Raw genomic sequence first — 13,325 nt, forward strand, 5'->3', positions numbered from 1 at the left:
AACTTTCTGACGAATTGAATACTCTGGATTACTAACCTTGAGATCCGGACAAACTGGCAAATATGAATTATACCTTCAAAATCCATTCTCCGCGCCCAATACCAGAAGCACCAGTTCGCACGGTTTCGAGTACTGCGTTACTTTCAGTAGCTTCAAGAAATGCATCCAATTTCTCGCTGGTACCCGTTAGTTCGATGGTATAAGATTTATCTGTAACATCGATAATAGAACCACGAAAAATTTCAGCTAGCCGCTTAATCTCCTCGCGTTCCGCACCAACAGCACGCATCTTCACCAACATCAATTCACGTTCGATATGATTCCCATCACTCAGATCTATAATTTTCACCACTTCAATCAGCTTATTCAATTGCTTGGTTACTTGTTCCACGACTTCATCTGATCCGACGGTTACCAGTGTCATTCGTGACAAAGTTGGATCTTCAGTAGGCGCGACTGAAAGTGATTCAATATTATAACCACGCGCTGAAAACAGACCTGCTACACGAGACAAAGCACCTGCCTCATTTTCCATTAATATTGAGATAATATGTCGCATTTATTTTTCTATACCAGAATCATTTCAGAGAGTCCCTTACCACCCGGCACCATAGGAAAAACATTTTCGGACTGATCCGTAATAAAATCCATAAATACCAATTGATCTTTAAGCTTAAATGCCTCTTTTAAGGCATCTCCGACATCCTCCGGTTTTTCAATTTTGATTCCGATATGCCCGTAACTTTCGGCCAGTTTTACAAAATCAGGCAGCGCATTCATATACGACTCTGCATAACGATTTCCGTGAAAAAACTCTTGCCATTGCCTGACCATTCCCATGTAGCGATTATTCAGATTAATAATTTTCAACGGCAATTTATACTGCTTACAGGTTGATAATTCTTGAATACACATCTGGATACTCGCTTCGCCAGTAATACAAGCCACTTTCCCATTCGGGTTTGCCAATTGCACTCCCATTGCGGCAGGCATACCAAATCCCATCGTACCGAGCCCACCGGAATTGATCCAACGCCGAGGCCTATCAAACTTATAAAACTGCGCCGCCCACATTTGATGCTGACCCACATCGGAAGTAATAAACGCATCACCTTTAGTAATCTCGAACAGTTTCTCGATCACCATCTGCGGCTTGATAATTTTGCTCTTACGATCAAATTTAAGACAATCTCGTTCTCGCCACAAATCAATCTGTTTCCACCATTCCTTCAGCGCAACATGATCCGGTTTATCTTTCTCAGTTTTAAGCAACTTGATTAATTCCTTGAGCACATCCAAAACATCACCCACGATAGGTATGTCTACCCTTACGCGCTTTGAAATGGATGATGGATCAATATCAATATGAATAATTTTTCTATTCTCATTAAAAAAATGCTTGGGATTACCAATGACACGGTCATCAAATCGAGCACCTACAGCAATCAAAACATCACAATATTGCATTGCCATATTCGCTTCATAGGTACCATGCATACCTAACATACCCAATGACTGTTTATCAGTCGATGGATATCCCCCCAATCCCATTAGCGTATTGGTGCAAGGAAAATTCAGCGTTTGCACCAATTCAGTCAATTGCGGTGCAGCATCACTCAGTATTACCCCGCCACCCGCATAAACCACTGGACGCTTAGCACTGAGAATCAGTTCGAGCGCTTTTTTAATTTGCTTGGCGTGTCCTTTCGTCACGGGATTATAGGAACGCATCGTTACCTTGTCGGGATAAACAAATTTGGTCTTTTGCTGCGAAACATCCTTCGGAATATCCACCAGCACAGGACCTGGACGGCCAGTGGACGCGATGTAAAAAGCTTTTTTAATCGTGTGCGCCAGCTCTGTGATATCCTTCACCAGAAAATTATGTTTGACACAAGGCCGTGTTATCCCCACGGTATCAACTTCCTGAAATGCATCCAAACCAATAGCATTAGTCGGCACCTGCCCGCTAATCACTACCATCGGGATCGAATCCATATAAGCCGTGGCAATACCTGTCACAGCATTGGTCACACCAGGGCCAGAAGTCACCAGCGCCACCCCCACTTTATTACTGGAACGTGCATAGCCATCCGCCGCATGTACTGCCGCCTGCTCGTGGCGCACCAGAATATGCCGCACCTTATCTTGTTTAAACAATTCATCATAAATAAATAACACAGCCCCGCCAGGATAGCCGAAAATGCAATTTACGCCTTCTTCCTGCAAACACCGTATGGTAATTTCAGCACCGGTTAATTCCGCACTCATGCTTTTTACATTCCAATTCAATACGTTAAAAATATTTCAACAGCAAGATTTCTCGCGTGCCGTCAAACACCTGTACCACCTACAGTCAGTCCATCAATCCGCAATGTCGGTTGCCCAACACCCACCGGCACGCTTTGACCTTCTTTACCACAGGTTCCCACTCCTGGATCCAACAACATATCGTTACCAATCATAGAAACTCTGGTCAACACATCAGGCCCATTACCGATCAAGGTGGCGCCTTTAACCGGATAAGTGATTTTTCCGTCTTCAATCATATAAGCTTCCGCAGCAGAAAAAACAAATTTTCCGCTGGTGATATCCACCTGTCCGCCACCAAAATTCGCGGCATAAAGACCGCGTTTCACTGAAGCAATAATTTCCGCCGGATCTTTGTCGCCATTCAGCATATATGTGTTCGTCATGCGTGGCATGGGGATATGGGCAAAAGACTCACGCCGACCATTGCCTGTCACTGAAGAATCCATCAACCGAGCATTCAAACTATCCTGCAGATAGCCTTTCAGTATGCCATCTTCTATCAATACAGTACATTGGGTTGGATTGCCCTCATCATCAATATTTAACGATCCTCGCCTGCGTGGAATTGTTCCATCATCGACTACCGTAACACCTGGAGCTGCTACACGCTCACCAATGCGTCCTGAGAAAGCGGAACTGCCTTTACGGTTAAAGTCTCCTTCCAAACCATGACCAATCGCCTCATGCAGCAATATCCCTGGCCAACCACTGCCCAAGACAACCGTCATAGTGCCGGCAGGCGCCGGACGAGCATCCAGATTCACAATTGCCTGATGCACAGCTTTTTGTGCATAGTCCTGCAAAATCTCATCGGTAAAATAAGCATAACTGAAGCGCCCACCGCCGCCAGCGACACCTTGCTCACGACGACCGTTTTCTTCAGCAATCACCTGCAACGACAATCTGACCAATGGCCTCACATCAGCGGCAAGTAATCCGTCACTCCGGGTAACCAATATGACCTCATATTCACCTGCGAGTGATGCCACCACCTGAGTAATCCTGCTATCAAGTTTCCGGGTATAGCGCTCAATTTTCTCCAACAATGCTACTTTGTCAGCATCTTTAAGGCTCGCTATCGGATCCTCAGGCAAATACAGGTGAGTTTTCTGATCTACATCGTTGCGCTTCGCCACCTGTACTGAGTGCATGGCACCTTGATTGGCAATGGCCCGTGTTGCCTGAGCCGCCGATACCAGTGCAGGCATACTGATATCATCGGAATAAGCGAATCCGGTTTTTTCTCCGCTGATAGCGCGAACTCCAACACCTTGTTCAATGTTGAAACTACCTGACTTGACGATACCTTCTTCCAGCATCCAACCTTCCGAGCGGCTATATTGAAAGTAAAGATCCGCATAATCGATTTTATGCGTGAGTATTTGATCCATCACTCGCTGCAATTCGGCAGCATCAATATCGTATGGCGTCAACAAGCAACGGTCTGCAATTGCAATAAAATCTCTGGGTTCTGTCATACACTCTATGGTCATTATATTCTGTCGCTGTTCAATAGATCGCGCACCAGCCGAGTAGAGCTGATTCAGTGCACGAAATACTTTGATTTAACAAGATTGTAAAGTTCGATGATTCAACGCAGGCAAATTTGCCCGCAAACTAGTCTGGTAATCCGGATCAATGGTTGCCACCACGGCTCCGGAACCACGTGGCAGACGTTCCATTACCACCCCCCAGGGATCAACAATCATGCTATCCCCGTTTGTTTCACGCCCGTTCACATGATATCCGCCCTGTCCAGGTGCAATCACATAGGCCATATTTTCAACCGCACGTGCACGCACCAATACTTCCCAATGCGCTTTCCCGGTAATTGCGGTAAATGCCGCAGGCGCAAGGATAATATCAACATTTTTCATGAGACGAAACAGTTCCGGAAATCGCAAATCGTAACATATCGATAAACCGATACGGCCAAATGGTGAATCCACAGTCACTACTTTATCCCCGGCTTTAATGGTCTTTTCCTCGGCATAATATTCATGTCCCAATTGCAACCCGAACAAGTGAATTTTGTCGTAACGCGCAACCTGCTCCCCATTATCCGCATAGACCAAGCAACTGTTATAAATTTTATCCGGATCTGGCGATGCCAATGGCACCGACCCCCCCACCAGCCACACCCCTAAACGTTTTGCCGTATCACTCAGAAATTTCTGGATTTGTCCATCGCCGGGCTGCTCCCGAGCTGTCAATTTATCCGTATCCTTCATCCCCATGATACAAAAATACTCAGGCAACACGATCAGCTTAGCCTGTTGCGAAACTGCATCTTCTATCAGACGTGCCGCCTCCTCCAGATTTGCAGTTACGCTTGGGCCCGAAGCCATTTGAATTGCGGCCACACGAAATCCCTGGTGTTTCCCATTTTTCTTCATAGATCGTTGTCAGTCATGCTCTCTTGTGTGGTAAATCGCTTTGATTATTTGAATCCGCAGCAATCAACCAAGTATCAGCAAATTGCTATTGGGCTCTCGTTTTTATCAAGCACCTTTTCTTTTTTGTTAATTATTCCATATAAAATCATGGATTCATATTATTATGCGAAATTCTAACATTTACTCTAATAATAACGTTCTATTTTGATTTTGTTTAACCTGGTATCAGCAAATCCTCAACTGGTTTATAGCAAAGAATTAATCGTTTGATAATGGACACACCCGATCACTCTCCAGATGCTGCGCTGATAGTGGCATTACCATTCAGCCGCTATGCACAACGTCTGCTAGAAAGCGAACCCGCACGCAAGGATGCGCTGCTGAAAGCTCTTCAACTTCCTCTCCGAAAAGTCGAAATGCAGGCATTCCTCATCTCTCACGCCAAACATATCACGGATGAAGAAACCTTACACGGGGTACTGCGCAATTTACGCAAACAAGTCATGCTTCATCTATTTGTTCGTGACATCAATGACCAAGCAGATTTATACGAAGTCATGTCATGCATGACAGAACTTGCCGAGGTCACGATAAATTTCGCGCTTCAACACCATGAAAGCTGGCTGGCACAACCTAATCGCTTTGGCTTACCGCGAGGTGAGCATAGCCATAACATTCAGCATCTGTTGGTCGTCGCCATGGGCAAGCTGGGTGGTGGCGAGCTCAACGTATCATCCGATGTTGATCTAATCTTCGTCTATCCAGAAGAGGGTGAAACCGATGGCGCCAAACCAATTTCAAACCATGAATTCTTCGCTCGTCTTGGACGTAAATTAATTGCTAGTCTTAATGATTTTACTGTAGACGGTTATGTATTCCGGGTCGACATGCGCTTGCGCCCGCATGGTGAGAACAGTCCGTTAGCCATCAGCTTCCCAATGTTGGAAGAATATTTCATCAAGCAGGGAAGAGAGTGGGAACGTCACGCCTGGATCAAGAGCCGGGTAATCACAGATCGATCCGACACAGAAGCCAGATCGGCGCTCATGGAAAAAATAGTCAGGCCTTTTGTGTTCCGGAAATATCTGGATTTTAATGCGTATCAATCAATGCGCAATCTACATGCGCAATTACGCAAGGAAGTCGAGCGCCGTGAAATGCACGACAATATCAAACTCGGTCCTGGCGGCATTCGTGAAATAGAATTTATCACACAAGTTTTTCAACTAATTCGCGGCGGTCGCGATGTCGATCTGTGTATTCGGCCGACACTCGGCGCTCTGCAACGCCTGAAAAACAAGCAACAATTGCCGGAACAAGCTATCACAGAACTCATCGATGCCTATCACTTCCTGCGCAAACTGGAGCACCGCCTGCAATATCTGGACGATCAGCAAACGCAAACATTGCCCTTGAATCCGGGCGACCAACAATTGATTGCAAGCGCCATGGGGTTCGAGTGCTATGCCGACTTTATGCGTCAATTGGATATTCATCGTAGAGACGTAACGCGTCACTTTGAGCTCATTTTTGCCGCCCCCAAGAAATCACGCACGCACGACACGCTGGCTTATCTGTGGCAGACTAAAACACAGAATGTTTCACAAACCGAAGCTGCCGCATCACAATTGAGCACGATGGGATTCACCGAACCGGAAAAAATATCCGAACGGCTCCGGCTGTTTTATCAAAGCACTTTCTATCAGCGATTGCCAGAAGCTAGTCGGCAGCAAATTAATACCTTGGTTCCTCTGCTAATTGAAGCGGTGGCCAAACGCCCGCCGGTTGAAACCACACTGGAGCGCATGTTGCAGCTACTTGAGAAGATCAGCGAGCAAGCATCTTATTTAGCGCTGTTATTGGAACATCCCCACACCCTGCAACGGGTCGCGAAACTGGTTAGTATCAGCCAGTGGGCCAGCGACTATCTGGGGCGGCACCCCATATTATTAGATGAAATATTGCGTCACGATGCGCCGCACCCGACTCCTGATTGGACGGCCCTCAACCACGAGCTCAATTACCAATTGAACCACGCTAACAACCCCAAAAATGACGTGATCGAATGGAAAATGGATGTGTTACGACATTTTCAGCATGCACAGGTATTTCGATTATTAGTCACCGACCTGGAAGGTTCTCTGCTGCTTGAAACGCTCAGCGACCACCTGACTGCGCTGGCTGATTTGATCTTGAAAAGTGTATTGAATCTCGCCTGGTCTGGCTTAAAAAAACGCCACCGGGAACAGCCTGCCTTTGCCATTATCGGCTATGGCAAACTGGGCGGAAAAGAACTGGGCTATGCCTCGGACCTCGACTTGGTCTTCCTGTATCAAGACGACCATCCCGATGCCACGGAGATCTATACCAAGCTGGGACAAAGCATTAATTCCTGGCTTACCCGCCACACTTCGGCCGGTTTACTGTACGAAACCGACTTGCGACTGCGCCCGAATGGTGAGACCAGTTTGCTGGTCAGCCCGATAGAAGCTTTCGCGCAATATCAGCATGAACAAGCTTGGGTATGGGAACATCAGGCATTAACTCGGGCACGTTTCGTGGCGGGTGATTCACACGTTGGGGAAGTTTTCGAAAATACTCGCAAGGAGATCTTGTGCAATCAGCGCAATGTGGCCGAACTGAAACAAGAGATTCTGAAAATGCGCGAAAAAATGCTGGGCGCTCACCCCAATCCGACCGCCCTGTTTGATATCAAGCACGACCGTGGCGGCATCATTGACGTTGAATTCATGGTGCAATATTTGGTCTTAGGCTATGCTTGCCAATATCCGCAACTCACTGGCAATATCGGCAACATCGCGTTATTAAAACTAGCGGGGGAACTTGGACTGATTTCTGTCAATACGGCTGAGAAAGCACGCTCAGCGTACCGCGAGTTTCGCCGCATCCAGCATCGCCAGCGATTAAATGGCGATACGGATATAACAGCGCGCACGACTGGCGATGGGAAAACACAAAAATTTACCCGGATCAACGACAATCATTTAAAAAATGATCGTAATAGTGTACTGATCCTGTGGGAAGAAGTTTTTGGTGATTGATAAACACTGCAGCAAAACAGTACCACCCAACCCGGCAAACCACTTTTATTTAACGGCAATTATCTTGCAAAAATATTCTGGCACGATTCATGCTTATGAAGCTTCACACACTGAGTGTGTCCCAATCAACCTAAAGGAGAACAACAAATGCAACACACACAAAAAGGTTTCACATTGATTGAATTAATGATCGTTGTCGCTATTATTGGCATTTTGGCTGCGGTGGCTATTCCTGCCTATCAAAACTATACGATAAAAGCAAGATTCACCGAGGTTATTAATCAAACCGCCCCATATAAGACCGCTGTAGAATTGTGTATCCAAACTGGTAATTGCAATAACGCTGGTGCTGTTCAAGTTGCCGCAACTGGTGCACGTGGAGCTATTGAGGTTCCAAATGACATGGCGACAGTTACTGGGATAGTAACTTCCATCTCAGTTGGTGCTGCCGGCGTAATTACGGCAACTCCCGTTGCTGGCCAAGGCATCTCAGCAGCAGATACTTACGTCATCACTCCGACCATTGTTGCTGGTTCAGGCGGTGTAACTTGGGCTGTTACTGGCGGATGCCTTGCTGCTGCTGGTGGCGCTGGTAAAATTTGCTAACCGCACAAATTTAATAGGGTGAGCCCTCAATAGAATAGCAGTTGTAAATGTTCTAACAAAAAACCGCCTTTCACAAAAAAGGCGGTTTTTTACGAGCTTGCATACACTCATACCATAACATCAAGCATTCCTAACTACCCAAGAATATACAATTCCTTACCGAAAATCACTGACTAACTGTCAACTCGAGCATTACGAGAAGAAAAGGCTAAACAACAAATCTACAAAGATTCCCACTCCATTCGGAATGAACCCATGCGGCACCCAATCCTCACTGATGCTTCCCGTACGGAGCAGAATAATTGGCGTCTGATTGGAACAGGACACGGAATAAACGGGGACACCACGACGAAGACATCAGTGCAGAAGGATTGCCGACAAGTAAATTTCAGTCGAAAATCAGATATCTAATAAAGCACCGCGCCGCAAGCAGCGAGGAATTAAACCCGGAAGAGATTAAAGAATGGCTGAAAAACAGATCATCCCGCTCTGTACAAAATCACAATTTTGTTGTCGATTCGCTTACAGTTCCGGGCACAGCAACACATTACGCCAAAATGTGACCATTTACGTCACATTCAATCGGTTACTTGATACACACTATCCGTACTTGATGGATATCCGTCACGCCTTGCAGAACCTTTTCAATACCATCCTGCTTCAGCGTGCGCATCCCCTCACTTAGCGCCGTTACCAGCATTTCCGCCACGCGCGCGCGTTCCTGGACATTCTTTTTCAGCGCATCGCTGGCGGTCATCAGTTCATGCAATCCCACCCGGCCGGAAAAACCGCTGTTATTGCAATGATCACAACCGACCGGTTTATGCAGCGTAATTTGGCCGCTTTCATCGCCGTAACGTTCGACCCATTGCTGGCGGATTTCTTGGATGGCTGCCTCGGGATTGGCTTTGAAATGGTCAATATTTCTGAGTTCCTCACAGTATTCGTTTAATAGTGCGTTGATCTCCCGTTCGTCGGCCACATACGATTCCTTGCATTTGCACAAGCGCTTAGTCAGCCGTTGCGCCAGAACGCCCAGCAACGCATCAGAAAAGTTAAACGGATCCATCCCCATATCTAGCAAACGAATCACCGATTCCGGCGCGCTATTGGTATGCAATGTGGCTAAAACCAAATGCCCTGTGAGTGAAGCTTCAATACCGATGCTGGTCGTTTCCTTGTCGCGCATCTCGCCCACCATGATGATATCGGGATCCGCGCGCAGAAACGAGCGCATGATCGCTGGAAAAGTCAATCCGGCCTTGACGTTAATCTGTACCTGCCGCAACCCCTTCTGGGTAATCTCGACCGGGTCTTCCGCGGTCCATATTTTGGTATCATTGCGATTGAGATATTTCAGAACTGAATGCAGGGTGGTTGTCTTACCCGAACCTGTGGGGCCACACACAAAAAATAATCCATAGGGCTTACTGACAATTTTTTTCAGTTCCCCCAGGTTACGCTCAGTGAATCCCATTTTATCCAGCGGTATCGGCTCCCCGGCGGCCAGAATACGCATTACGACATCTTCCATCCCGCCTGCGGAAGGAATGGTGGCAACCCGCAGCTCAATATCCAGATGTGAAAACTTTCTGAATTTAATCTTGCCATCCTGAGGCCTACGCTTCTCTGAAATATCCAGGTCACACATGATTTTGAGCCGCGTCACTAGCGGATTGCGATAGCTGGCTGGAATTTCAATATAAGGCATCAGCGAGCCATCCTTGCGGAAACGGATTTTGGTTTTTTCCTTGCCCGGGAAAGGCTCGATATGAATGTCTGACACCCCCATCTTATGGGCATCAATGATGATTTTATTCACCAGCTTGACTAATTCATTGTCCGATGCCGCTGAAGATTCCTCTATTTCGTTAGCACTATCTTCAACGTGCTCATCCCCAAGATTAAAGAGCATTTCATTGATATCACCACTTCCAGTCTCGTCCTGACTGCCGCCATAAAACTGTTCCACCGTCGCCGTGAATTCACGTTTGGTAGTCACCGCATAAATAATCTTGTACTTGGGAAAAATCGTGTTCGCAATGCGTTGCGACTTGATCTGCTCCGGATCGAGCGTTAAAACTACCAGCCCATCCTTGGTTTCATCAATCGGCAGCAAGGCATTACTTTCAACATAATCTTTTTTAATATTCCTGAGTAAATCCATAGGTTTGATTCGATCAGCTCTAAAAGGCTCGTATTTAGCTCCGAAGAACAAAGCCAGCGCCTTACCGATGAGCGGCAAACCAATCTGAAATTCATCCACCAGCACATCTTCCAAATCACAACCTTTTTTACGTGCCGAACGGGTTGCAAGATCAAGCTCCGCAGATGAGATCAGGGCATCAAGAATCAGATAATCATATTTGGATTTAATCAACTGCTCCGGTTGTTGCCGCTGATTAAATGCAACTGCCAGGGTTTGACAAACCTCCGTTACGCCCTTTACTGTCGCCGCAGGGAAAAGCTCATTACTGTGGCTGTTAATAACCTGCACCACGCCGAGCAGCTCTTGATTATTCGGGTTCAAGATCGGCACCGCCAACATTTGTTTGGTTCGATAACCAGTACGCTTGTCGACATCATTGGAAAAAGTAAGCGATGCGCTAATTTTTTTTAACTCGGATTTATTGTAAACATCCTCAATATTAACAACTTTCTTGTGTAAGCCGGCAAAACCAACAATACTCTTCTCCGTTACCGGCATTTGCAAATCCTGAAATGAATCAAGCCCTGTTTTAACCCGTGATACAAAACATGATTTGTCTGCGTTCAATGAATAGATCGTTAGTCGATCCGCATTAAATAATGCACAAATATCCTTACTGACTTCCGCCATGATTTCGTCTAAATTATTGGCAGCATTTATCTTACTGATAACTTGCTGGAAATTCACAATTGCACTTGCCCCTCCAGAGATATTAGAAGCATCTTTTGGCTTATGAGGCGTTAGTATCATTGCATTCATGGCATCACATCCTAAAATTCAAGTAATAGATTGTTCTCAAGCTGGCGAGGGCGATAATTTCCAATACATTCATTTACTTGCTGCATCGTTATTTCAGCTTCGCCTGGTTTTAAGTGCGTGATAAATATCTCCGCTGTTCGTTCTAGTTTTTTCAGATCTTCCGCCAACAAGCTTGGACAATAGTGCCGGGATCTTTGCGCGATGTCCCGCTTCTGATTACAGAAGGCCGATTCAATAATTAAATATTTCAGATTCTCAATTTTATTAACGGCCATCCATAGCGCATCATTAGTTGTAGTGTCACCGGTGAATACGAGGCTGGCTTGTCCGGAATCGAGCTGATAGCCCACAGCCGGGATAGTATGATTCACAGGTAAGGGTGTTATTTTGCGTTGCTTGAGGCAAATTGTTTGATCCAGTACCAAAGCCCCATAGCGCATATAAGGTGTTACGACATCGGGAATTTTTGTAAAATCCGGCCAGAGATACCAATTAAACAAGTGTTTTTGCAATATCTCCAGTGTCGCTGGTATGGCATGAATGGTTATCGGCCTGGCACGCATGGAACCGACCGTATCCACCAGAAAAGGAATAAAAGCCACATGATCCAGGTGTGCGTGTGTCACTAAGATATGATCAATCTTGACCATTTCCTCGATGGTCAAATTTCCCACACCGGTTCCTGCATCAATCAGCACATCATCGTCCAATAACATAGCCGTGGTCTGCGCACCGCTTCCTATTCCTCCGCTACATCCCAACACCCTGAGCTTCATACATTGGCCTCAGAGAGACATCATCTAACCAACAATACGGGGAGACTTGATAGCTGCATCACTTTGTTAGTCACCGACCCCAGCAGTATACCTTGTATGCTGCCTTTACCACGCGGACCCATGACAATCTGATGGTATTGCTTTTCAACCGCAAAACGAACAATCATTTGAGCCGGATCCCCGACAGTGATGTGATGTTGATAGGAAATTCCCGCTTGATCGAGTAAATCGCGAGCAGATTGCAGGCTTTTTAATCCTTCTTCCTGATGATATTGTTTGATATCCGCTTGAGTAAAAAATAATGAGACATTGCCATCCAGAGAATATTGCACGTTCAATAGATGCAATTCCGGTTTTTCCTTATACCAATCCAGTAATTGAATAAACGCATTAACTGTTTTATTGGAATGATCAGAGCCATCAACAGGTAGCAGGATTTTTAGCATAATCAATCTCTTTATTTTTAATCATAGAAATTATTGTTTGGATTTTTTCTCATCAACCAGATCAATGACAGGACCGATCGCAACTTGATGCCGGGCAGCCAGCGTTTTACCCAGCATAATCACCAGCAAAGCCATTGCCGCCGGAGCAATCCAATGTAAATATTTTGCCTGCATGCTGACCCAATCTTTGGTAACCACATCGGTAACCGCCATATCACCTGCGATCCATCCCAACAGCCCGGCACCGATCACAATCGTTATCGGATAGCGATCCATGACTTTCATCACCAATTGACTGCCCCATACGATAATTGGCACACTGATGACCAAACCAAAAATTACCAGACTCATACTATCTTTGGCTGCGCCCGCGATAGCAATCACATTGTCGAGACTCATTACGGCATCGGCCACAATGATCGTTCTAATCGCACCGAATAAAGTTGTACTGGCGCCAACTTCGCGCACTTCTATGGATTCCGGTTGCAGTAGTTTGATACCGATCCATACCAATAAAACCGCGCCAACGATCTTCAGGTAAGGGATGGCAAGCAAACTTAATGCAAAAAAGATCAGCACAACGCGTAATCCAATGGCGCCTACAACACCCCACATAATGCCTAGCTTGCGCTGATGTTCCGGCAGACGCCGACAGGCAAGCGCGATGACAACCGCGTTGTCGCCCCCAAGTACGATATCAATCGCAATGATTTGCATAACAGTAATCCAGAATTGCGGACTATCAAAAGCCATTTAAT

Annotated in this window: 11 protein-coding genes; 3 read left to right on the forward strand and 8 right to left on the reverse strand. The window is 46.1% G+C overall.

Annotated elements, in window-relative coordinates; all coding sequences use genetic code 11:
- Positions 1-67 precede the first annotated feature (67 nt).
- The 4 genes from ilvN to QZV86_RS04100 form a co-directional block, all read right to left on the reverse strand.
- Entirely contained in the window at positions 68-559 is a 492-nt protein-coding gene (gene ilvN, locus QZV86_RS04085) for an acetolactate synthase small subunit (protein ID WP_295624302.1), read from the reverse strand.
- A gap of 8 nt (positions 560-567) precedes the next feature.
- Entirely contained in the window at positions 568-2,271 is a 1,704-nt protein-coding gene (locus tag QZV86_RS04090; protein WP_295624305.1) for an acetolactate synthase 3 catalytic subunit, read from the reverse strand.
- A gap of 62 nt (positions 2,272-2,333) precedes the next feature.
- A complete protein-coding gene (tldD, locus tag QZV86_RS04095; protein ID WP_295624307.1) occupies positions 2,334-3,806 on the reverse strand; it encodes a metalloprotease TldD in 1,473 nt (490 codons plus the stop codon).
- Between the two features lie 72 nt (positions 3,807-3,878).
- Positions 3,879-4,709, reverse strand: coding sequence for a carbon-nitrogen hydrolase family protein (locus QZV86_RS04100; protein ID WP_295624309.1), 831 nt, complete (start codon positions 4,707-4,709; stop codon positions 3,879-3,881).
- Between the two features lie 272 nt (positions 4,710-4,981).
- Between QZV86_RS04100 and glnE the strand changes: the two genes are divergently transcribed.
- From glnE to QZV86_RS04115, 3 genes are all read left to right on the forward strand, one after another.
- Complete coding sequence (gene glnE / locus QZV86_RS04105; RefSeq protein WP_295624311.1) at positions 4,982-7,771, forward strand: bifunctional [glutamate--ammonia ligase]-adenylyl-L-tyrosine phosphorylase/[glutamate--ammonia-ligase] adenylyltransferase; 2,790 nt, start codon at positions 4,982-4,984, stop codon at positions 7,769-7,771.
- A 147-nt stretch (positions 7,772-7,918) separates the two neighbouring features.
- Positions 7,919-8,377: a prepilin-type N-terminal cleavage/methylation domain-containing protein gene (locus QZV86_RS04110; protein ID WP_295624313.1), complete on the forward strand. Its 459-nt coding sequence runs from the start codon at positions 7,919-7,921 to the stop codon at positions 8,375-8,377.
- A gap of 302 nt (positions 8,378-8,679) precedes the next feature.
- Positions 8,680-8,940, forward strand: a complete 261-nt coding sequence (locus tag QZV86_RS04115) for a hypothetical protein (RefSeq protein WP_295624315.1) — start codon at positions 8,680-8,682, stop codon at positions 8,938-8,940.
- A 23-nt stretch (positions 8,941-8,963) separates the two neighbouring features.
- Here the strand turns inward: QZV86_RS04115 and QZV86_RS04120 are convergent, their stop codons facing one another.
- Genes QZV86_RS04120 through QZV86_RS04135 form a run of 4 tightly spaced genes read right to left on the reverse strand, consistent with a single transcriptional unit; the run spans position 8,964 to position 13,320 of the window.
- On the reverse strand, positions 8,964-11,345 hold the full coding sequence (locus QZV86_RS04120; RefSeq protein WP_295624317.1) for a GspE/PulE family protein: 2,382 nt from the start codon (positions 11,343-11,345) through the stop codon (positions 8,964-8,966).
- 11 nt (positions 11,346-11,356) lie between these two features.
- Entirely contained in the window at positions 11,357-12,121 is a 765-nt protein-coding gene (locus QZV86_RS04125; protein WP_295624319.1) for a 3',5'-cyclic-nucleotide phosphodiesterase, read from the reverse strand.
- 20 nt (positions 12,122-12,141) lie between these two features.
- On the reverse strand, positions 12,142-12,567 hold the full coding sequence (locus QZV86_RS04130) for a universal stress protein (RefSeq protein ID WP_295624321.1): 426 nt from the start codon (positions 12,565-12,567) through the stop codon (positions 12,142-12,144).
- Positions 12,568-12,597: 30 nt separating this feature from the next.
- A complete protein-coding gene (locus QZV86_RS04135; RefSeq protein ID WP_295624323.1) occupies positions 12,598-13,320 on the reverse strand; it encodes a TerC family protein in 723 nt (240 codons plus the stop codon).
- Positions 13,321-13,325 lie beyond the last annotated feature (5 nt).

Origin of the sequence: uncultured Nitrosomonas sp., assembly GCF_902826915.1 — a bacterium.
Classification (GTDB): Bacteria; Pseudomonadota; Gammaproteobacteria; order Burkholderiales; family Nitrosomonadaceae; genus Nitrosomonas.